The sequence below is a fragment of the Rhodococcus sp. WS1 genome (genome assembly GCF_003797745.1).
GTDB lineage: Bacteria > Actinomycetota > Actinomycetes > Mycobacteriales > Mycobacteriaceae > Rhodococcus_F > Rhodococcus_F erythropolis.
The window spans coordinates 1,270,686-1,291,794 of record NZ_RKLZ01000002.1 but is presented as its reverse complement, the minus strand read 5'-3'; the positions used below and the strand labels follow the sequence as shown (position 1 = coordinate 1,291,794).

Sequence of the window (21,109 nt, the reverse complement as noted above, 5' to 3'; positions counted from 1 at the left end):
TCAGCGCCCTAGCATAATTCGTAGGTCCACGATCAGGTGTCGGACGCGCGAGTCTCCATGGGCGGACGGACAACTGCGCTATCGCTGTCACCCTTCGTGCGCATCAGTGGAGAGGTCACTCCGATAACGAGCCCGCTGACGAAACCACGCTGAAACCAACGGTTTTGGATTCGCAACGCGGAAAACGGGCGGACTGGACCTCCGCCGGTGATGTAGTCGCTATGACACACTCCAGCACAGTCACGGTGTACACCACTCATAGCGATCGAGGGTTCGCCAATGCAATCGCTGCCCGAATAAGCGCCGGGGCTTATTCCGCGCCACAAACCGCAGACATGAGCCTGTTAAGGCACCACACCAGCGATCACGGTAGAGCGCTTGTTCTCCTACCCAGCGGGGGCGTCGATTGGCAGGTGAAGGAGCTTTCCGCACTCGAGGGATCGGTCCTGGTCGGCGATCTCAGTAGCGGCCGCTCCATGATTCGGGGACTTGCTGCGGGCGCCCACTCCGCGCTCAACTCTCAACTCCCGTTCGCATCGCTGCTCGATGAGCTGCAAGCCGCACTCAACCCCAATTCCACTCAACCTGCACACGAGAAGTCCTCGCTCGTACAACGCATCCGGTTGCGCACCGAAGAATCCGCACGAATCGGCAGTCTCACCGATCGCGAATTCGAGATCGTGGGTCTTCTCTACGGCGGTTCGAATGTCGACTCGATTTCTCGAACCGCCCACATCGCACCGACCACGGTTCGCGCCCACGTCCGAAGCATCCTGCAGAAACTGGGGGTGCACTCCCAACTGGAGGCATGCGCGATGCTCCGCCGCTCTGGTCACGACGCACGCAGACACCCGCTGGAACTTCGGATCGGACGCTTCTAGCAGGAAGTGCCCCAGACACACTCGTTGAGATGGGTGCTACCCCTGATCGAACTCGACCTTCGCAAAGATCGTCAATTTTGACGATTCGGCGACGTGTCCGGACGTCGAAAATTGGTTCCTACACGACACCGAAGACACGAGCGAACATCGAAAGGTGCATTCAATCAATGGAATACACACGCACAGTGCCGCGGCATCTCGTCCACAGACATGCTGTTGCCGAGGTTTTCTTGACGGACTACCGGATCGAATCGGACTCGGCGTACCAGGTTGCTGTGCAACTCCCGGTCTCGCACCGGATATTCGACGTATCGAGCGAGCAACACGATCCACTCGGGGTGGCAGAAGCATTTCGACAGGCAGTGGTGCTTCTCTGCCACACCCGATACGAGATTCCACTGCACTACAAGTTCCTCATGGAAACATTCAGCTTCGAGATGTTGGATGCGCTCGACGTGCAACCAGTCGCGGAGCCGTTGAGTTTCTCGATGACAGCGGACAACCTCACTCATCGCGACGGAGCGGTCTCGGGGGTCGAAGTGTCGGGGATCCTCAGAGAGGGCAACCGGCACGTCGCCAGATGCAAAGCTGTTGCGCGAGGAGTCAGCCCCGAGGGATACCGTCGAATTCGGCAAGGACGAGAAGACCACCGCCCGAGCCGGCGCATCCTTCCTTCCGGAACCGCGGTGGTCGGATCGGAGCGAGTCGGACGCCTAACCGATGGAGATGTGCTCATCAGCACTGATCCTGCTCGGCACACGATGTTCTGCACTCCCGATCCGCGCAACCACTCCCTTTTCGACCACCCCGTCGACCACATCCCAGGAATGATTCTTTTCGAGGCCGCCCGACAAGCGGTCCGATTCCACATCGGCAACCCAGCAACCAAGATCGCCTCACTCTCGGCGGTCTTTCCGAGGTTCACTGAATGGGAAACGCCGTGCGAGGTGTCAACGACCCCCCTTGACGCGTCAGGCCATGTGCACCGAGTTCGGTTCACTCAAGAACTGGAAACCACCGCGGAACTTGAACTTACAGTTGCGGACCAATGATGAAAGGGAACGAACACGTTCTTCTCGTCGCGTCATCCACGTCAAACGCTCGGTGGTTCCCACTCTCTCGGTGCAAGCGCCGCCAGTTGCATGACGTGCGCCAACTTGTCCTCGCGGACAATCGTTGGCAGCACCAAGTTCCACATCTGACTCAACCGCTCGTACAGATCGGTTCTGCCCGTAAGCATTTCCGAGAGAATCTGCACTCCGGTGAACGACCCCACCACAAATCGAGCCAACGCGTCGATATCGGTGCCCGGGACGATATCGCCGGCTTCGGCCGCTTGCGTTGCCACCTGCTTGATAGCCTCGATCCAATCGAGATACGGCTGTTCGATGGGACCTTGAATACTGCCGATCTCCATCGTCAACCGCATGCCACCTCGCGCGATGGGCTCGGTCACAAGCTGCCGAGCCATCTCCTGCGAAACGAGCACCAGGGTTTCGACCGCGATGTCGGAATGCGCAGCAACCCTCCGGGTACCCTCCATCGCCATACCGTGCTGCGCTGCGATGACCGCGTGCGCAAGCTCCTCCTTCGACGCGAAATGAAAATACATCGCACCCTTGGACACGCCCCCGTGTTGCAAGATCGTGCCCAGACTGGCGGAGTACCCGAACTTCTCGAAGCTCTTCGCAGCACCCAAAATGACGGCCTGGCGCGTGAGGACCGCACGCTCCTGCATGATCTACCCAGCTCTCGTTGCCGACGGAATGAATCTCAACGATACGTCGAAAGACCCGGCAGCAACGCCCTCGACACGGACACACCATGACGACTCTGGTACTCGGAGCCACTGGTTTCATCGGCTCAGCAGTGATGAACCAGCTGGTTTCCCGGGACGGAAACGCTGCAATCGGGTTCGTTCGCACGGACAGCGCAGCCAAACAACTCAGCCGCAACGGAATTGCCGCCACTATCGGCGACATCAACGAAAGCGCCTCTCTACGAGTTGCTATGAGCCAGGCGTCCACCGTCATTTGCTGCGTGTCGTACGTGGGCGACGACGAACAACAGTGCGTTCACGTCAACGAACACGGCATACGAAACGTTGCGTCGATCGCCGTCGCCGTCGGCGTCGAACGGCTGCTCTACGTCAGCACCGCCGCGGTGTACGGGCCAGGCCCGTTTCGAGACCTGCCCGTCAACGGCGCACCTCTCAAACCCCTCTCACCTGCCAGCCGCACGCGCGCCCTCGCCGAGGAGTTCGTGCGCGACGCCGGAGGCCTCGTCGTCCGGCCCCATCTCGTGTACGGACCCGGCGACAGATGGTTTCTGCCGACACTGACGCGAATCGTCTCTCGACTCGGCTCGATCATCGACAATGGTAGCGCGATCCTGTCAGTAGTCGACGTAAACCTACTCGCCCGATCTATCTACAAACTGTCGACAGAACAGCAATTTCGCTACGGCTCAACACTTCACGTCAACGAACCTGTCCCGCGGACAGTCATCGACCTTCTCGAGCATCATGCGCGGGAGACCAATTGGACTCTGCCCCAAAGCTCTATCCCCCGCGCCGACGCAGTGAAAGCTGCTGCCCAGCTGGGTCTCGACATGCACAAGATAGACATGATCAGTCTCGATCACTGGTTTCGGTCGAGACTGTACTGATGACACAAAGGTTGCTCTCGCCAAAACAACTGCCTCCCAAACTCTTCAGTTCTCATTCGGGATCATCCTGCGCAATGAACAGGACCTATTGCGCTGTCACTACAGACGAACAGTGCGAGCACTGATGGACGAAAACAATGGCTGCACAATGACGGCAGTGGTCGCGCCCGACACCGATTCTCTCAGGCAGATGGCGATCCACAGTTCCACTACCGGTGTCAGCTCCCGAAGTTCATGCCAGGGGTTGATGTGGGCGCACCAGCGCTGGGCAATGAGACCACCCAGGATGCTTGTTGCACCGCGTATGTGGTGTAAGGGAACATCGCCAGGTAGGGCTCGAGTCCTGGGTAGTCCGATACCCACATACTCGTCGGTTCATCGACGCTGCCGCAGGATGCCAGGACGACGTAGGAGCCGTCCGGGATATCGTTGATCGTCTGAACTGTTGTACCGGTGGGGATCACGCCGCTCTCGTAGATCGCCTGTCCTGGACCGATCGTGGCTTCGATTGGTGGCAGCACTCCGCCGGGCGCGTTCGCGAGCGAGGTGCTGCATTGCAGAGCTCCACCCGAATTGTTGGTGATGGTGTTGCTCACGGTCGAGCCGGAAGCACTGTAAGCGAAGGTGACGTCGGCAGCTGTGGAAGCTGAGGCCAGCGAGGGAGCAGCCATTGCCAACGGAAGAGCGGCAGCACCGATGAGGGCCGCTCGTGTGATCGAATGCATCGAATCTCCATCTCGTTCAGCCTGAAAGGTCGTCAGTTGATCTTGACATGAAACGAGACCAATTGGACGGATTCAACGTAGATTGATGTCTTCGCTAAAGACCACAGTTGGTGGCTATTTCAGAATGACCTGGGATGTCGATAAATTGAATGCCCGTTTCTTCTTCGAGTGCTGCCCACCGATCCCCTCGATTCGCGAGGCCGAAATCAGCCTGAGACTCACGACATTCCGGTATCCCGCAGGGTGATGTTCAGCCGCCCGGACGGCAGACCGATGTCGGGACTTGCACTTCCCGCAATAACTTTCGGCACTCCGTGATACGCGAACCGAGACTCCCCACCGAAGACGAAGAGATCACCCGAATGGAGTTCGACGTCGGTGTACGGCTTGTTCCGATTCTCGGAATTCCCGAACCGAAAGACACAACTCTGCCCGACGCTCAGTGAGACGACGGGAGCGTCGCAGCGCTCGTCCTTGTCCTGATGCATGCCCATCCGAGCGCCCTCGTCGTAGAAATTGATCAGCGCAGTGTCCGGCGTGTACCGCTCCCCCACAGTCGGACCATCATAGGCCGCGGCAACTGCGCTACGGCCGAGGCCAACGAGCCAGTCGGGCACAGCGGCAACCGGTTCACCGTTCACGTCGTCGGCGGTGCGCGTGTATTTGTACGGCTGCCAGTGCCAACCGAGACAGACTGTTTGCACCGACATCTTGTGCCCACCAGGGACGACGGCCGAGCGCATCGGTACGGGTGCGGTCGCCCACCGTCGGCACTCGGCCACCAAGGTGCGCTGTTGTTCGATGCTGAGCCAATCCGGAACGAGAATCGCCCCTGGCGCCACTTCCATTCGTGGCCGAGGAATCAAAGCGTTCATGAATTCCACGCTAATCGGTTTCGCAGCATTGACACCCTCCGCATGGACCCGTAGCGTAATCAACAGATTGGTTGATAAAGGAGATGGTTGACAAGTGATCGTGGATCCAGGGGCAGACGAGCGTCTCGACAAAGCGTTCATGGCGCTCGCCGACCCGGTACGACGGCGGATCATCGCCCGCCTGAGCACCGGCCCCCAAACGGTCAACGATTTGGCCGAGCCGTTCGAGATCACGAAACAGGCCGTCTCCAAACATATTCAGGTACTCGAAGCCGCGGGTTTGGTCACCCGCAGCCGCGAAGCCCAGAGGCGGCCGGTGCATCTCAACGCCGCAACTCTCGAGGCTTTGACCGCCTGGATCGACCACTATCGACTGATCCACGAACAACAGTTCCGCAAGCTCGATCACCTACTCAGCACCACACAGAAGGAGACTTAGCCATGGCTACCACCAATCCCGTCAGCATCACGGCTCCTGAGGGCGTGCCGTACATCGACATCACCCGCGAATTCGACGCACCCGTCAGTGCCGTCTTCGCAGCTCATTCGAATCCCGAACTGGTCAAGCAGTGGCTCGGCCCCAACGGATACGAGATGGAAATCGACGAATACGAGTTCGTGAGCGGCGGTCGATACAAGTACGTCCATCGCAACCCCGAGGGCGAAGAGTTCCGGTTCAACGGTGTATTTCACGTTGTTCGCGAGAACGACTTTGCCATCCAGACTTTCGAATACGAGGGATTTCCCGACGTCGTCAGCATCGAATCGATCACGTTCGAGGACCTGGGCAACGGACGCACCCGTCTCTCCGGCCATTCCGTATATCCGAGCCTCGAAGCGCGAGACGGAATGATCGAGAGCAATATGGAGCTCGGCGTCACCGAAGGTTACGAACGCCTGGACAAGATCGTCGCGCAACTCTGACCACCTGTTTACCCGAACCTCTTCAGCGAAAGGCAGTTTCATGGACTGGACCCTCGAAGTAGTCATCGTTCCCGTCAGTGACCTCGGCCGCTCCATCGAGTTCTACCGTGACAAGGTCGGTTTCGATCTCGACCACCACACCGTCAACGAACACATGACGGTCGCCCAGCTCACTCCGCGTGGTTCGGGCTGCTCGATCGTCATCGGCAACCTGCCGTCGCAAACCGAGATGGCCCCTGGTTCGTTGAAGGGATTGCAGTTGGTCGTGGCAGACGCTGCAACGGCTCGCCAAGAGCTCATCGACCGCGGCGTCGATGCCAGTGAGGTCACCGTCTTCGACGAGCGTGACGGGGGCACCTTCTTCGGATTCGCCGACCCGGACGGCAATACCTGGGCTGTCCAGCAGCTGAAGGTCCGCGGCGACAAGCCGCTCATTCCGAAGGAGTACCGCGACCGCTTCGGCGCGTAGCAACTGCCTTCCAGGCTGCGTAACCTTCGGGCATGCAGACGGCACAGGGGCGATAGCCGGCCGCAATCGCGGTCGGCTCGTCCGCGAAGAACACCCGACTGGCGACATACCCACCACGCGCGATTGCCTGCGCAGCCCCTCGACAGTCGAGTCGACCGTAGATCTTCGTTTTCCGATGTCCACCAAGCACACCGGGCGTCGAACTCTCGTAGGGTTTGTTGCGAGCGTCGCGGAGAATGTACGTCTTACTCAGCATCATGAAGCACCAATCCCAATGTTCGACGCGTGCCGGATTGCACCACACTGACACCATGTCGCACAGGGGCTCTCGACCACCCCCGCGAACTCTGCACCGGTCGATCCCGCGTGGTGAAGATCAACGCGTGACCTTGCTCGAGAACTGTCACCGTCCCTTTCGACTGGGCGCGCGGCCGCTGTTCCACGAGCAAGAACTCGCCGCCGGCGTGGTCGATGCGAGGTCTGTCGAGCCCGATCACGACTTGCAAGGGAAACACCAACTCTCCGTACAAGTCCCGATGCAATGCATTCCAGTCACCAGGTCCGTAGGACAGAAGGATCGGGGTAGGGCGATTCTGACCGGCGTCGTGACACTGATCGATCCATTCTTCGAAAGAATCCGGCCACGGTGCACCCTCGCCCAGCTTGAACGCCCACTCCCGCGCCACGGGCAGCAGGTGTCGGTAGAAGGCGGATCGCATAGCCGTGATCGGCTCCGGTACGGGATCGCCGAAGTACCGGTACTCCCCCTGGCCGAAGCGGTATCGAGCCATGTCGATGGTGCTCCGGAACCGGTCGACGTCCGAGTACCAGGAAGCAATTTCGCGGCACTCCGACTCGTCGAGTATCGGCGCCGTCTGGGCACACCCACTGGAGTTGATTCCCTCGATCAGCGCAGGCCAATCGAGGGAATCAACTCGAGCAGACAGATCGGTGAAGAGGTCCATACGTCGTAGACGACGCGGCGGTCAGGAATGTGAGAATGCCAGCAGCTGGTCAGCCAGATTGTTGTACGTACGGGCGATCCCGGCATAACTGAGCACGGGTTCCGGATTCCAGGTCCCGATCTTTCCCGCCTTCACCGCGGGCAAGTTGGACCACGCAGGATTGGTTCCGAGCGTATCCAGTTGCAAACTGGACGGGCGATCGTCGAGGAAGATCATGTCGGCCGGATAGTGGTCCGCCATCTCCCAAGCCAGTTTCTCGACGTAGACCGACGATCCCTCGGCCGGATCGACGACGGCAAGTCCCAATCCCGCCAGGTCTGCGAGGATCGGGAATCCCGAAAGACTGACACGAATCGTGTCCGCATCTGCGGACGCGAACAAAACCTGTGAATTATTCAGCGAAGAAGCAACTTTGGAGATCCGCGCACGCGCAGCGTCGTAGCCTTTTCGCTGAGCCTCCATATCCTGGTCCGCTCCGAGTTCCACGGCCAGTTCCACGATCTCTTGCACGGTTCGGTCGATGGTTCCTGCTGCCGTTTCCACGAACAGTACTGTCGACAAGCCTTTCACCGCATCCAAGTTCGCCTCGTCTAGTAGTGCCGAACCACGCAACTGAGGGACGATGACGACGTCCGACTCCAGCGCAGCGATCTTCTCGAGTTCCACTTGTCCCCAGAGCTGCCCGACCATGTCGGTCTTCGAGAAATCCAAGTTGCCGGAGATGCTGGTGTCCGTTGATCCCGGTGATCGTGTCAGCGCCCCGAAAACACCGACAGGCACCAGTCCGTAATCCCAGAGAGCGCCCGCGATACCGGTGTAGGTGACAAATGTCCTCGGCGGTGAATCTAATTCGATCAGGTTGCCGCGATCATCGGTGAAGGACCAGCCTGCATCGCCTTCACCCCCGGCGTCTGCGCCCGAACGCGAGCAACCGGCCGCTGCCAGCGCAGCAGCCAATCCTGCTGCAGCGCCGAGGAACCTGCGGCGACTCCAGTCCATCTCGAGACGCCGGTGCGGTCGTGGAGTGAACAGCGTGGTCATGTGTGTGCCCTTTCGGCGATTGGCTGAACTGTTGCAGGAGTTGACGAACGAGAAAAGAGAAGGATCGATACCAAACCCGTGAGCATTCCGACGCCGGCGCAGAAGACCAACGGCCACAGCAAGGCGAACTCGTCCGGACCGGCGAAGAGAGAGCCGCACAACGCAATTCCGACGGCAAGCCCGAATTGACGCGACGAGTTGGCTGTCGCCGAAGCCGTCCCGGCGCGCTCTGCCGGGGCGTCCGACATCGCGGCACCCGGCAGCACCGGCGACACCATCGCGGAACCGACACCGGTCAGAATCAGCCCGGCGATCAGCGCGGGCCAGACCGGCTCGGCGAGAACGTACAGCATGGCCACGCAACCGATTCCGCAGAGAACCGTCCCGAATCCGAGCGACAGTCGAAGGTCGACTCGCTGAAGCCGTGATCCACACAGCGCCGACACGAAGACAAAAGCGAGCGGTTGAATCGAGAGCACGAGTGCGGCCGCCGATGCCGACAGTTCCAGCCCGTTCTGCAGCCACAATGAAAGGACTACGAGCGGGCCGTAGGCCGCGAGGTAGTACCCGAACGCAGCGACGAGGACGCCGTCGAATTTCAGGGATCGGAACAATGCCGGATCGAGCATCGGACTGCTGCCTCGACGCTGCCAGGACACAAACGCCGTCAGCGCACCGATTGCGATCAGGAAGGCAAGAACTGTCGACGACGAAGCCCACCCGATGTCGCCGCCCCACGTCACGCCGAGAACCGCGGCAACGGCAGCGAGGGTGAACAAAACGATTCCGGCCCAGTCGATGTTGCCGTCGCCGCGCTCACTGTCGGCGAAACAGAACACAGCCATTGCGAGCGCTACTGCGGCCACGGGGATTCCGAAATAGAAGACCGCACGCCAGTCGAAGGACTGCGTCAGCAGCCCTCCTGCAACGTTCCCGATTCCCGCCGCCAATCCAGCGACGGCGCCCCACGCAGCAAAGGCGACGTGACGATCGCGGCCCGAATATGCGTCGCCGAGCAGAGGCAGGAGCGTCGCGAACATCGCCGCACCGGCAATTCCTTGCGCGCCGCGAGCAACGACCAGAACCGTGACGTCCGGGGCAATCGCGCACACGGCCGTTGCAACCAGGAACACGACCAGTCCGCATATGTAGAGGCGTTTACGTCCCCACGCATCGCCGAGCGCGCCCATGCCCACCAGAAGCGCGGCAAGAGCCAGCGTGTAGGCGTCGACGACCCAGGACATCGCGCCCGTACTGCCGTCCAAACCGACTGCGATGGCCGGCACCGCGATTGTCGTGATGGTGGCGTACGTCAGTAACAGGAAAGTTCCGATGCATGCGGCGATGAGCGGCAGCCATCGTCGTGCCGACATGGTCAACCTCCGGATAGGGCGGTAAGTGCGCCCTAACTATGAAGGTTCAAGTCAACTTGAAGTCAAGCGCCGCTTCGACGCGTATGTCGAGCTGCTCGAGCAACCACGGGCACTGCATCGGACGCTCTTGCCGACACGTCAGGTGATGCTCGAGGATCAGTTTCGCTCGCGTAGCAGCGGCGATCTGCGCCTCGAGTGTCGACACTTGATCTGCGAGAACCGTCGAGAACTGGTCGGACGTGGTGTCGGTTTCGATGAAGGACCGCACCTGTTCCAAGGACATTCCCGTCTCGGTGTACATCCGGATCAATGCCAGCCGGCGCAGCTCACGCTGCCCGTACCAGCGTTTGCCGCCAGTTCGCGACCGCGCGGACAGCAGTCCTTCGTCCTCGTAGTAGCGCAAGGTCGACGCCGCAATTCCGAACGATTTTGCAACCTCGCCGATCGGGATCAAGTGCTCACGCATTCACCGATCGTAGGCTGAACGCGTAGGCGGTTCCGGCAGTTATGTGTGACTTGGCATACTGACTAACGGAAGGGGTCGCGTAAGTGATCTCACGGCAAAATGCTGGATGCGCTCGTAGAACGAGGGAGAGCTGTGCTGGATCCAACGCGACCTGTCGGGCCGTACTCGTCAGGAGTGCCCGCCACTGCCCTCGAAGTCCACATGCCGGACCTCGAACGCTTCGGCCTCGCCCAGTTGTGGCGTTCCGCGATCATCGCCGTCGTGTTGTCGACGTCGATCATGCTGGCACTGATCGTGTGGCCTTTCCGCAAGCGTGGACGCACGTGGGCTGACGCTGCCTCCGACGGGATGGTCGACGGCTTCATCGCTCTGGGTCCCACCTTCGTCAAGCTCGGTCAACTGGTCGCGTCGTCGTCCGGCCTGTTCCCGGCCCCCGTCGCCAATGCATGCCTACGTTGCCTCGACGACGTTCCGTCATTCCCTGCCGAGCAGGCCAGAAGCGTCGTGCACGAAGACCTCGGATACTCCGTAGACGACCTGTTCGCGAAATTCGACGACGTACCTCTCGCGGCCGCATCGGTAGCGCAGGTACACGCGTGCGTTCTGCACGATGGCCGCGAGGCCGTCATCAAGATCCAGCGTCCGGACATCTATGCGCGGATGCTGATCGACCTGCGGGCGGCGTATTGGGGCGCGAACATCCTCGAGAAGTTTGTCGAGTTCCTTCGAATCGCCAATGCCACCGCCATCATTCGCGATCTGCACAATGCAACGATGACGGAATTGAACAGCGCGGTCGAGGCCGACCGGCAGACCACATTCCGGAACAACATCAGCGCATTCGGTGACAACAAAGGAGTCACGACACCGGAGGTGTACTGGGACTACTGTGGTCCCCGCGTCATCTGTATGGAACGCATGCGCGGCGTTCCACTGGATCGGTTCGTCGCCGGTCCGGACGGCATCGACGAAGCCCGCATGCTGATCCGGCGCGGAGTGAAGGTCTGGCTCGAATCAGTCATCGTTCACGGTCCGTTCCACGGAGATGTCCACGCGGGAAATTTGTGGGTCCTCGACGACGGCCGGATAGCGATGCTCGACTTCGGCATCGTCGGCGTCCTTCCCGAGACATGGAGATCCATCCTTTCCGACATGTTCCGAGCCACCCTCATCGACGGTGATTTCGCCCGTGTCGCCCGCGGAATTCGATCCTTGGGATATGCAACCGACTACGAAGTCGACGACGATCAGCTCGGCATGCAGGTCGCAACGGCCCTGGCCCCGATTCTCGGCCGTGACCTCGGTGAACTCAAGCTCAGTGAATTGATCATGGCACTGATTCAGTTGGGCAAGCAGTGGGGTGTTGCGAGTCCCGAGGAATTGGTTCTTTTCGGTAAACAACTCGGATACTTCGAGCGATATGCGACGGCGTTGGCACCTGGTTGGGTGATCGGACAAGACCTTTATCTGTTCAAGAACGTTTTTCCAGAGGCAGTCGCCGAAAAGGTGCAGGAACTCGGCATCACCATGCCTGACGAATAAATTTGTCCTCTATTTCCTTATTCTGCATTTCGTCTGTCGGGGTTAGCCTGTAATGACCCACCGGCCGAGGAGCAAATGTGCAGCCACTTTCTGTAGCCCTCCCGCAAGCGTCGACAGGTCCGAAGAATAACGGGCCGAGTGTCGGCACCACCCTCGGCGCCCTCATGCATTCCACGGACAAGTCCGTGATCGAACTTCTGGAAAGCCCGGATGGACTCGATGTCGAAATCCGTTCGATCGCCCTCGTCGAGTCCTCCGATATCGACGGCACCGACAGCCGTGGTGCGATCTCCGACATCTACCTCCCCGTAGGGGTTCCCGAATCGACGTTGACGCAGTGGCTGCGAAAGTTCGAAGGCAGGCCGGCGAGGCGTCGCCCGAAGCTTCTGCTCGTCAAGAATGCGCGCGAGGCGACGACGGTTCTCACCGCCGCACGTAACATCGGGATCGCAGTGGCCGCGGTACATCCGCAGGCTAGTTCCGGGCACGTCTATTCGCTCGTACTACGGCTTCTGACACAGAGCATGTACCGTTCGCGGGCCGTCGCAGGAGCTGTGGCCGGTGGTGATTCGGATCTGTTCGCGCTCTCGGAAACGATCGCCGAATTGACTGGCGGACTCGTGACGATCGACGACACGGCACTCCACGTCATCGCATATTCCTCTGCTCACGAAGGCGAAGACGAACTCCGTCAGCTCTCCATACTCGGCCGGGAGTGGCCGATCGAATACACCGAATGGATAGAGAGCAGAGGCGTGTTCGAGCACCTCAGGCGATCGGACGAGGTCATCAGTCTGCCCTCCGAGCCGAGCATCGGAGCCGCGCAGAGGCTGGCTGTTAGCATCACCCGCCCGGACCTGTCAGCGCCGACGGGTTCTGTTGCACACCAACACAATCTCGGCAGCATCTGGGTGCAGCGCGCCTCTGAACCTCTTTCCCACGACGCCCAAGCGGTATTGCGGGGTGCAGCGGCAGTCGCCGCACGCATTCTCATGCGGACCTTGGACGCCTCCAGCCGCGAGAATGCCCAAGTGCAAAGGCTGTTCGGCGTTCGCTCCGGCGGGGTCGACATGCACTCGCTGGCCGGTTCTTTCGGCATCAACACCGACGGACCGTCTGCGGTCATCGGATTTGCGACATCACTCTCGCCCGGATCGAATCTCGATCGAATCACCAACGCCTTGCGCCTGCGCGCCAGCGCATTCCGCAGCGACGCGGTCACGACGATCATCGACAACCGGATCTACGTATTGTTCCCTCAGGCCGACCACGAGGTCGCTGTCAGCGACTGGGCTTACGACACCGTGCGGGTAGTCGAGGACCGTGCGGGCATCAGCGTGCGCGCCGCAGTCGCGGTCCCGATCGCGCGGTTGCACGGCGTACCCGAGGCGCGTCGAGAAGTGGACCGCGTGCTCGATACCACCGATGATCACGAAACCTCGAAGGTCACCACACTCGCGGCGTCACGCACCGCGGTGTTGCTGGGCGAGATACTCGACCTCGTTGCCGATCACGAGCGATTGCGAGACCCTCGTATCGACAGACTCGTCTCCTACGACGACAAGAACACTTCTGACATGCAGTTCACGCTCACGGCCTACCTGACAGCTTTCGGGGATGTGAAGAAGGCCGCCTCGTCTCTGAAAGTACATCCGAACACGCTGCGCTACCGCATTCGGCGCGCTGAACAGATCATGGGCATTTCGTTGGACGAGCCGGATACGCGACTGCTCACCGAACTGCAACTCGCCATCTTGGGACGCACCCCGGACGAGTCTGAAAGATACGAAACGTCCGATCAGTGAGATAGGCCTCGAGCCCGTCCTGAACTCTCGAGTAGACAACTGAGGAAGCCGAAGAACAACTCTTACCTCAGGAGATACCTTGCGCACTCGTGGAGCCGTCATTCGCCAAGCACCAGGCACATACGAGGTGGTCGATCTCGAACTCGATTCACCCCGCAGCGGCGAACTCACTGTCAAAATGGTCGCCTCCGGCCTGTGCCACTCGGACGATCACATCGCCAGCGGCGACCACGGAGTCGGCCGCTACCCCATCTGTGGAGGACACGAAGGCGCCGGAATCGTCGTCGAGGTCGGGCCGAACACGGAAGGATGGTCCGAGGGCGATCATGTCGTGTTCTCGTTCCTCGCCGCCTGCGGCCGCTGCCGTTGGTGTGCAAGCGGAATCCAGAACCTCTGCGACAACGGCGCCGCCATCATGACTGGCAGCAGACCCGGCGAAACCTCTAGTTACAGAATGTCTCTCGACGGTCAGCCCGTCGCACAAACCTGCGGCCTCTCCACCTTCAGTGAATACACCACGGTCAGCACTCTCTCGGCTGTGAAAGTCGACAAGCACCTGCCACTCGACGCTTTGTGTCTGCTCGGCTGCGGCGTCGGAACCGGTTGGGGCGCCGCGGTCAACTCCGCTCAGGTGTACCCCGGGCAGACCGTCATCGTCATGGGAGTCGGCGGAATCGGAATCAACGCGGTACAGGGCGCCTCGCATGCCGGCGCCACCCACGTGATCGCGGTGGACCCGGTTGCGTTCAAGCGCGACAGTGCATTGAAATTGGGGGCGACCCATGCCGTGTCCACCATGGAGGAAGCCACGGACATCGCGCGCTCGTTCACCAACGGCCAGGGCGCGGATTCCGCCATCGTCACCGTCGGCGTCACCACCGGAGAACATGTCGCGCAGGCGTTCTCGTCAATCCGCAAGGCAGGAACTTGCGTCGTCACCGGTCTCGGGAAGATGACGGACATCGGCATTCCCGTGAGCCTGATGGAACTCACCTTGTACCAGAAGAGAATTCAGGGATCCCTGTTCGGTGCATCCAATCCCACCGCCGACATTCCCTGGATGATTGATCTCTACACCAGCGGCAAGCTCGAACTCGACGGACTGATCACCAACCGGTACACCCTCGACCAGATCAACGACGGTTTCGCCGACATGCATGCCGGTCGCAACCTCCGTGGAATCATCACCTTCTGAGCGAGTTCTCTCCGGACTTTCGATCGAGAGCAAGTCCGGAGAGATCCTCACTACAGCTTCACCAGGCGTTCATGGTGTCGAGAATTTGCCCTCTGGCCATCCACAATTCAGCAGACCAATACGGCCAGGAGTGAATCCCGGCGGGCGGAAAGCTGTACGTCGCTGGGATTCCCATGGATTTCAGACGAATTTCGAATGCACGCGCATGCACCCACGAGAGCGCCTCCAGCCCCATACCTGTCGCCGTGTGGAAGTAATCGATCGGCGCAGACGGATGATCGTACGGTCCCGGGATGCCGTTGGACGACGAAATGTACATCGACAGTCCGCGAAGCGATTCCGCGTTGACGAATGGGTCGTTGCGAAGCCACCCGGATGACCACGGCGGGCCCCACATCGAATCGACGTTGTACCGGCCGGCGTCGAACATGGCTACGCGGATCGCCTCACGCATACCCGGGCCCGAGATATTGATGTAGCCGGACAGCGAGCCCGCGAACTTGAACTGATCCCGATGATGCCCCGCCAGGTTCAACGCGGCACTGCCGCCCATCGACAACCCGATGATCGCATTGTTGGTTGGTGAAACACCATACCCTGCAAGGAAGTCCGGAAGCTCGCGGGTGAGAAATGTTTCCCACCTGTACGTTATGGGCTGAGCATTGAAATTGGACGGCGCGTACCAGTCCGTGTAGAAACTCGACTCACCGCCGACCGGCATCACCAACGTGATGTTGTCGTTGCGGTACTGATCGAGTGCGTTGGTTTCGAAACTCCAAGCATTCCTGTCATTTTGCGCGCGAAGACCGTCAAGTAGGTACAACGCGGCGTTGCCGCCCCGCGCGGCCCACTGCACCTGAACCTTGACGTTTCCCATCGAAGACGGGACCCACAACTCGTCGTAACCACCCCATGGCGCCGTGTGCGCCGGAGTAGCGCTCGCGGCGGTCGGACCGAACATGCCGCCGAGGAGGAATACCGACAACAACGCCGCTACGAGCACCCGCGCCCGCCGTGTATTGCGTTCGGGCAACCTGAATCTGATTCTCTGCAAGGTTGTGTCTTTCCCCGAAACTGCGCATCAAGAAACTCGCTTCGGTAAGTGCATCGTCGGTTCCACTGTCGACGTGTTTGTCCCTTTCCGGGGGCTCCGGTGTTACAAAGTCGAGGTCATCGCAACAATCGGACAACTGTCGTGCCGAGCGAATCCAGGTGGCGAAAAGCACAATTCACGAAGCACGCTGAATGCGCTCACTCAGCCGAGTGACGAAGCGATCGCATCACGACCTGCGGCAGCACACGTTTGGTCCTGCATTCCGTCCGGTGCACCACCGACACCGATGCCGGCGATCGACGCGGATCCAGCCTTCACAGTGACTCCACCTGCAAGGAAGAGAGTGCCGGGGAGGTCGGCGATGGTTGATCCCTCGCCTTTGGTACGCTGCGAGAGGTCACTGGTGTCGGCTCCGAAAGCTGCAGAGGTGTAAGCCTTCTCACGTGAGGCCTCCACCGTGTGCTGGGCTGCGTTGTCGCCGCGCACCATAGCGATGACGTTTCCGGCACGGTCGACGACGGAGACGGTGACAAATCCGAGCCCGTCCGCCCGGCATTTCGCCAGGGCCGCACCAGCAGCCTTCACTGCTGCGTCGGCGCTGAGTCGATTCTGAGTGACAATCGCCGAATCGCCGGTCGCAGCAGGCTGCTGCGTGGCAGAAATCGACGTCGTGCTCGATGCGTTCGCCACCGGTGTGTCGGTGGTCGAGCACGCGGCGCTGGCAAGGATTGCGACAACCGGAATGGCGACAGCGATCGTACGGGGAAGTCGTGTGTAAATGCGGTGGTTCATGTCGGGCACACTTTCAGTCGAATGGTTCGAAACCGTCCACTACAGCGTCGCGTCCCGGCGCGGGTGCGCACATCGGGCGCTCGGGTGACGGACCGTGCCCCGTCTGGTTGTGCAGATATCATCCGAATGGTTGATACGACGGCCTGGCGCCCTCCGTAATATTCGAGGGATGAGTAACGGAGCCATGAACGCCGACGCCGAACTCGGCCTGCGCGGCCCGTTGGCGTATGCGATCCACGCGTCGTTCTTCGTACTGCTGTCCACGTCAGGAGTCCGGTACGTCACAGTCCACGGGACCAGCGGTCGGTTCGGGGTGGTACTCGTCCTGGCCGTGGTCCTCGCCTTGCTCTACGCCGTCATGGCTACGGTGTCTTCGCGAGATGTGGTTCGCCAACGACTGTGGATGTGGCCGGTACTGAGCACCTGGGCAGCGCTGGTCTGGCTTGCGCCGAGTTTCGCGTGGTGTGCGTTCCCCGTTCTCTTCCTCTGTATTCGTCTGTACCCGAGCAAGATCGCCTACCCCCTCGTCGGGATCCTGGGCGTCCTCGCCGGAATCGCGTTCTACCGAGTCACCGGTCGTGCCGAATTGGTGACACTGCTCGGACCTCTGTGCACCGCGGCACTGGTCGCGGCAGCGTACGGGCAGATGGAACGAGATGCCCGAGAACGCCTTCGGCTTCTACGTCAGGTAGCAGAAGCGCAATCTGCATTGGCAGATACCGAACGTGCTGCCGGCGTTGCCGCTGAGCGAGAGCGCCTCGCGCGCGAAATCCACGACACCGTTACTCAGGGACTGGCGAGCGCTCTTCTACGACTCGAGGCAGCCGAACAAACTTGGAATACAACGGGTTCGCCGTCTCGAGCCGATGTCGATGCCGCAGCAGAGAACATCCGAACGAGCTTGATGCAGAGTCGCGACCTCGTCCACGATCTGGCACCGGCCAAGGGCGGTACGGGCGACTTCGACGCCTTGGTCGTGGCCGCCGCCCGCCAGTTCGTCCCGACCGTTCGGATCCGCACCGTCGGTGAAGCCGTCATCTTGCCCTCGGACGTAGCTCATGCCATCGTGCGAGTGGTCTCGAGCGCGTCCTCCAACATCGCCCGCCACGCTCGCGCCGAAACGGCGGGCGTGACGATCACGTATCTCGACGACTCAGTCTCCGTGGACATCTTCGACGACGGCGTCGGCTTCGATCCGGGAAAGCTCGCCGACCATTCTCGGTACGGTGGATACGGCCTACGTGCGATGCGAAGTCGCATCGCACAGCTCGGCGGATCGTTCACCGTGGAAAGTGCACCGGGAGACGGCACCGTCGTCGCGGCCCAGTTCCCTCTCGAACGGAGGATCCGGTGACCACCACCATTCGCGTGTTCCTCGTCGACGATCATCTGGTCGTGCGAGCCGGGCTGAGAGCGCTGCTGAACACTCAGCCGGACGTCGAAGTAGTCGGCGAAGCATCGTCCGGTGAGGGGGCGGCCACGGCGATACCGTCGGCCTCACCGGATCTGGTGATGATGGATCTGGACATGGGCACCGGCATGCACGGTGCAGAAGCGATCAAACGCTTGCGAAGCCACGGTGTCGATGTTCCCGTACTGGTTTTCACGACGTACGACACCGACGCCGACGTCGTGCGGGCCGTCGACGCCGGTGCCATCGGTTACCTACTCAAGGACTCAACGCCCGACGAGATCTTCGGCGCGGTGCGCGGCGCGGTAGCCGGGCGCAGCGTTCTCTCTCCCACTGTGGCCTCTCGTCTTGTCCAGCAGATGCAGCGCCCGCAGGAAGCGCTCACCGCCCGTGAGTCCGAACTGCTCAGCCTGCTCGCCGAGGGGATGACCAACCGCGAGCTGGGTAAGGCACTCTTCATCAGCGAAGCGACGGTGAAAACCCATCTTGGGCACATCTACGCCAAGCTCGGCGTCGAAACCCGCTCTGCCGCAGTGTCCGTCGCATTGCGCCGCGACGGAATACGCTGACCCGCCCGCCCGCGCAGGCTCTACTTGATCGAAGATCCGTGCTTCGTCAACGGCATGACCTCGATGGTCATGTACGGGAACAGCGGGAGGTTCCAGAGAATCTCATGGAGTTCGTCAGCCGACTCGACGTCGAAGATGCTGATGTTGCTGAACTGTCCCACAATTCGCCACAGATGCACCCACTTTCCCTGTCGCTGAAGGTCTTGCGAGTACGCCTTCTCCGTTGCGACGGTATCGGCGCGTACTTCCGGATCCAGGTCGCGCGGAATATCGACGTCCATTCGAACGTGAAAGAGTGCCATGTTCTTCTATCCTCTAGTTCCTGGTCCAGGTCTTGACGGCGTCCATGTTCAGTTCGACTCCCAGTCCAGGTCCGGCGGGGAGGTGCAACTGACCCTCGGAATACTTCAGGGGTTCCTGAAGCAACTCTTCGCTGAAGAGCAGTGGGCCGAAAAGCTCTGTTCCGAAGTTGATTCCAGGCTCGGCGCACGCGAAGTGCAACGAAGCGGCGGTGCCGATCGGGCCTTCGATGGACGTCGCACCGTGGCACGCGATACCGGCGGCCTTGGCAATTGCGACGATGTCGCGGCTGCGCTGGAGGCCACCACACTTGGTGGTCTTGAGGGCGATGACATCGGCGGCGCTCCGGCGGGCGATTTCGAGAGCGTCGTGTGGGGTCTGCACACTCTCGTCGGCCATGATCGGAATCGGTAGTAGCCTGCTGAGTTCGGCGAGGACCTCGATTTGGTCTGCCGGAGTGGGCTGTTCGATCAGTTCGACTCCACCGTCTGCGAGTTGTGGCAGGTACCGCAGCGCCGTGAAGCGATCCCACCGCGCGTTGACGTCGACGCGGACGCCGGCGTGGCCGTCGAGCGCCTGCGCGATGCTGACGATGCGCGCGACGTCGACCGCTGGATCGAGTGCTCCCATTTTGAGTTTGAAGCTGAAATTGAGCCGTGATTCGAGCTTTTCGTGAGCTTCTTCGATGATCTCGTCCGCCGGCGCAGCACCCAGTGCCCACGTGACGTCGACACTCTCGCGGAAAGCCCCGCCGAGGAGCGTGTGCACGGGGACTCCCAGGCTACGAGCCCAGGCGTCGTGCAACGCCACGTCGACGGCGGCCTTCGCGAATCGTGCATTGGCAACAACTTTTTCGATGTCGGCCATGATCGCGGTGATCTGATCCATACGCCTGCCGACCACCACCGGCGCGATGTACTTCTCGATGATGACCTGCATCGTCTCCACCGATTCGCCGCCCCACCACGGACCGCCCGGAACGACACCTTCGCCATATCCGATAACACCGTCGGATGTGCGAATCGCGACCAGCAACAACGGCTGCGCCGTCATCGACGTGGTGGCGAACTTGTGGGGGCGGACCAAAGGAACGTCGAGGATGGTCGTCTCGATGGAGACGATCGACAGGTCTGTCATCAAATCACTTTCTTTCGAACAGTTGTGGATCAGGCCGGGTCGAGCACGAAGTCGTACGTGACCCGGTTGATTCCATCGGCACCCGGCTTCGGATCGAGAATCAGTTCGGGCTTCGTGGCAGTTGCCACGTCGTTCTCGATCCACTCACCGTCCTTGAAATAGAGCTGCGTAGTGATCGTGCGCTTGCCGGGTGCCTTCACCATGAGGTGCAGGTGAGCCGGACGCCACGGGTGCCAGCCGGCCTTCTCGATGAACCAACCGGTGGGGCCGTCGGTCGGGATCTGGTACGGCGCAGGCTGAATCGTGGTGATCTCGAACCGTCCCGCTCCGTCGGTCACGATCGTTCCGCGGAGGTTCCCGTCGGGGATGTGCGGCGCGAAATGGGAGTAGTAGCCCTCGTCGTCCGCATGCCACAGCTCGACGGTGGCCCCATCCAACCCGTTGCCGTCGAGATCGCGAACCTGGCCCTCGAAGACCAGCTTCGATCCAACCTCGTTGTCACGCATCGGAAGTTCACACTTGGATGGCAACGTCTTGGCGTCGGCGACGTAGTAGGGGCCCTCGATGCTTCCCTTGGTGCCGTGCTGGCCGCGGTACGCAACCTCCTCGACGTTGTGCTCGAGGAAGACGTCCAGCCACAGGGGCCACTCGCCGAACTGGCCGATGTCGATGAGCCACTGCTTGAGTACGCGGTACTCGGGGTAGGTGATGCCGTGCTTGTCGATGACGCCGGCAAGTGCCTCGAGCACGTCCTTGGCGATGGCCGAGACGCGCTCGGGCGGGGTGTCCGCGCTGACTCGTTCCTGGAGGAACTTGTCGGTGGCGGCCGTGCCCGAACCTACTGCGGTGGGGCTCTCGGAAGTGGTCATGTGGTCCTCCTCGGGGCCGTATGTGGCTGTTACCGGGTGGGTGCCGTAC

The 21,109-nt window shown here is 60.9% G+C and carries 24 protein-coding genes; 11 read left to right on the top strand and 13 right to left on the bottom strand.

All coding sequences use genetic code 11. The features are described 5' to 3' along the window. Positions 1 to 335 precede the first annotated feature (335 nt). Positions 336 to 881 carry a helix-turn-helix transcriptional regulator gene (locus EEB12_RS18565; protein WP_258537256.1) on the top strand — a complete coding sequence of 182 codons (546 nt, stop codon included), beginning with the start codon at positions 336 to 338 and terminating at the stop codon, positions 879 to 881. 167 nt (positions 882 to 1,048) lie between these two features. Further along, complete coding sequence (locus EEB12_RS18560) at positions 1,049 to 1,933, top strand: ScbA/BarX family gamma-butyrolactone biosynthesis protein (protein WP_141488281.1); 885 nt, start codon at positions 1,049 to 1,051, stop codon at positions 1,931 to 1,933. Between the two features lie 41 nt (positions 1,934 to 1,974). Here the strand turns inward: EEB12_RS18560 and EEB12_RS18555 are convergent, their stop codons facing one another. Further along, on the bottom strand, positions 1,975 to 2,619 hold the full coding sequence (locus EEB12_RS18555; RefSeq protein WP_019745609.1) for a ScbR family autoregulator-binding transcription factor: 645 nt from the start codon (positions 2,617 to 2,619) through the stop codon (positions 1,975 to 1,977). A gap of 86 nt (positions 2,620 to 2,705) precedes the next feature. On the opposite strand from EEB12_RS18555, the gene EEB12_RS18550 reads away from it, so the two are divergent. Continuing rightward, positions 2,706 to 3,548 (top strand): NAD-dependent epimerase/dehydratase family protein, encoded by an 843-nt coding sequence (locus tag EEB12_RS18550; protein WP_141488280.1) that lies wholly within the window; start codon positions 2,706 to 2,708, stop codon positions 3,546 to 3,548. A 218-nt stretch (positions 3,549 to 3,766) separates the two neighbouring features. Here the strand turns inward: EEB12_RS18550 and EEB12_RS18545 are convergent, their stop codons facing one another. Further along, positions 3,767 to 4,273, bottom strand: coding sequence for a hypothetical protein (locus tag EEB12_RS18545; protein ID WP_021331800.1), 507 nt, complete (start codon positions 4,271 to 4,273; stop codon positions 3,767 to 3,769). A gap of 218 nt (positions 4,274 to 4,491) precedes the next feature. Then, positions 4,492 to 5,148, bottom strand: a complete 657-nt coding sequence (locus tag EEB12_RS18540) for an alpha-ketoglutarate-dependent dioxygenase AlkB family protein (RefSeq protein ID WP_141488279.1) — start codon at positions 5,146 to 5,148, stop codon at positions 4,492 to 4,494. 94 nt (positions 5,149 to 5,242) lie between these two features. Here EEB12_RS18540 and EEB12_RS18535 point away from each other — a divergent pair, with 94 nt between their 5' ends. The 3 genes from EEB12_RS18535 to EEB12_RS18525 are packed head-to-tail and all read left to right on the top strand — an operon-like array spanning position 5,243 to position 6,541. Then, a complete protein-coding gene (locus EEB12_RS18535) occupies positions 5,243 to 5,587 on the top strand; it encodes an ArsR/SmtB family transcription factor (RefSeq protein WP_141488278.1) in 345 nt (114 codons plus the stop codon). 2 nt (positions 5,588 to 5,589) lie between these two features. Beyond that, entirely contained in the window at positions 5,590 to 6,072 is a 483-nt protein-coding gene (locus EEB12_RS18530; protein WP_029256428.1) for an SRPBCC family protein, read from the top strand. A gap of 40 nt (positions 6,073 to 6,112) precedes the next feature. Beyond that, positions 6,113 to 6,541, top strand: a complete 429-nt coding sequence (locus EEB12_RS18525) for a VOC family protein (protein ID WP_019745616.1) — start codon at positions 6,113 to 6,115, stop codon at positions 6,539 to 6,541. Here the strand turns inward: EEB12_RS18525 and EEB12_RS18520 are convergent. From EEB12_RS18520 to EEB12_RS18500, 5 genes are read right to left on the bottom strand one after another with little or no spacing between them, the layout of a single operon-like run. Next, complete coding sequence (locus EEB12_RS18520; protein WP_020971022.1) at positions 6,504 to 6,797, bottom strand: Ada metal-binding domain-containing protein; 294 nt, start codon at positions 6,795 to 6,797, stop codon at positions 6,504 to 6,506. The two genes, EEB12_RS18525 and EEB12_RS18520, sit on opposite strands and share 38 nt — an antisense overlap. Next, entirely contained in the window at positions 6,787 to 7,506 is a 720-nt protein-coding gene (locus EEB12_RS18515) for a 2OG-Fe(II) oxygenase (RefSeq protein ID WP_141488277.1), read from the bottom strand. The genes EEB12_RS18520 and EEB12_RS18515 overlap by 11 nt, the downstream gene beginning before the upstream one ends. A 21-nt stretch (positions 7,507 to 7,527) precedes the next feature. Beyond that, positions 7,528 to 8,547: an ABC transporter substrate-binding protein gene (locus EEB12_RS18510; protein WP_141488276.1), complete on the bottom strand. Its 1,020-nt coding sequence runs from the start codon at positions 8,545 to 8,547 to the stop codon at positions 7,528 to 7,530. After that, entirely contained in the window at positions 8,544 to 9,920 is a 1,377-nt protein-coding gene (locus tag EEB12_RS18505; protein WP_141488275.1) for an MFS transporter, read from the bottom strand. Before EEB12_RS18505 ends, EEB12_RS18510 begins: the two co-directional genes overlap by 4 nt. A 46-nt stretch (positions 9,921 to 9,966) precedes the next feature. Then, the gene (locus EEB12_RS18500; RefSeq protein WP_007729752.1) at positions 9,967 to 10,386 is read right to left on the bottom strand and encodes a MerR family transcriptional regulator; all 420 of its coding nucleotides are present in this window, start codon (positions 10,384 to 10,386) and stop codon (positions 9,967 to 9,969) included. Positions 10,387 to 10,518: 132 nt separating this feature from the next. Here EEB12_RS18500 and EEB12_RS18495 point away from each other — a divergent pair, with 132 nt between their 5' ends. The 3 genes from EEB12_RS18495 to EEB12_RS18485 all read left to right on the top strand — a co-directional run bounded on the left by EEB12_RS18495 (position 10,519) and on the right by EEB12_RS18485 (position 14,928). Continuing rightward, positions 10,519 to 11,928 carry an ABC1 kinase family protein gene (locus EEB12_RS18495; RefSeq protein ID WP_019745620.1) on the top strand — a complete coding sequence of 470 codons (1,410 nt, stop codon included), beginning with the start codon at positions 10,519 to 10,521 and terminating at the stop codon, positions 11,926 to 11,928. Positions 11,929 to 12,005: 77 nt separating this feature from the next. After that, entirely contained in the window at positions 12,006 to 13,733 is a 1,728-nt protein-coding gene (locus EEB12_RS18490) for a PucR family transcriptional regulator (protein ID WP_258537258.1), read from the top strand. Positions 13,734 to 13,812: 79 nt separating this feature from the next. Beyond that, on the top strand, positions 13,813 to 14,928 hold the full coding sequence (locus EEB12_RS18485) for an NDMA-dependent alcohol dehydrogenase (RefSeq protein WP_141488274.1): 1,116 nt from the start codon (positions 13,813 to 13,815) through the stop codon (positions 14,926 to 14,928). A gap of 58 nt (positions 14,929 to 14,986) precedes the next feature. Here EEB12_RS18485 and EEB12_RS18480 read toward each other — a convergent pair whose 3' ends face one another. Beyond that, a complete protein-coding gene (locus EEB12_RS18480; protein ID WP_042953096.1) occupies positions 14,987 to 15,982 on the bottom strand; it encodes an alpha/beta hydrolase in 996 nt (331 codons plus the stop codon). Positions 15,983 to 16,183: 201 nt separating this feature from the next. After that, positions 16,184 to 16,774, bottom strand: a complete 591-nt coding sequence (locus EEB12_RS18475; RefSeq protein ID WP_020971030.1) for a GlcG/HbpS family heme-binding protein — start codon at positions 16,772 to 16,774, stop codon at positions 16,184 to 16,186. A gap of 184 nt (positions 16,775 to 16,958) precedes the next feature. On the opposite strand from EEB12_RS18475, the gene EEB12_RS18470 reads away from it, so the two are divergent. Both EEB12_RS18470 and EEB12_RS18465 read left to right on the top strand, forming a co-directional pair. Next, on the top strand, positions 16,959 to 18,128 hold the full coding sequence (locus EEB12_RS18470) for a sensor histidine kinase (RefSeq protein WP_020971031.1): 1,170 nt from the start codon (positions 16,959 to 16,961) through the stop codon (positions 18,126 to 18,128). Further along, complete coding sequence (locus EEB12_RS18465) at positions 18,125 to 18,754, top strand: response regulator (RefSeq protein ID WP_141488273.1); 630 nt, start codon at positions 18,125 to 18,127, stop codon at positions 18,752 to 18,754. The genes EEB12_RS18470 and EEB12_RS18465 overlap by 4 nt, the downstream gene beginning before the upstream one ends. 20 nt (positions 18,755 to 18,774) lie before the next feature. Here EEB12_RS18465 and catC read toward each other — a convergent pair whose 3' ends face one another. The 3 genes from catC to catA are packed head-to-tail and all read right to left on the bottom strand — an operon-like array spanning position 18,775 to position 21,060. Next, a complete protein-coding gene (gene catC / locus EEB12_RS18460) occupies positions 18,775 to 19,056 on the bottom strand; it encodes a muconolactone Delta-isomerase (protein ID WP_020909384.1) in 282 nt (93 codons plus the stop codon). A gap of 13 nt (positions 19,057 to 19,069) precedes the next feature. Beyond that, on the bottom strand, positions 19,070 to 20,191 hold the full coding sequence (locus tag EEB12_RS18455; RefSeq protein WP_141488272.1) for a muconate/chloromuconate family cycloisomerase: 1,122 nt from the start codon (positions 20,189 to 20,191) through the stop codon (positions 19,070 to 19,072). A gap of 29 nt (positions 20,192 to 20,220) precedes the next feature. After that, a complete protein-coding gene (gene catA, locus EEB12_RS18450) occupies positions 20,221 to 21,060 on the bottom strand; it encodes a catechol 1,2-dioxygenase (RefSeq protein ID WP_019745628.1) in 840 nt (279 codons plus the stop codon). Positions 21,061 to 21,109 lie beyond the last annotated feature (49 nt).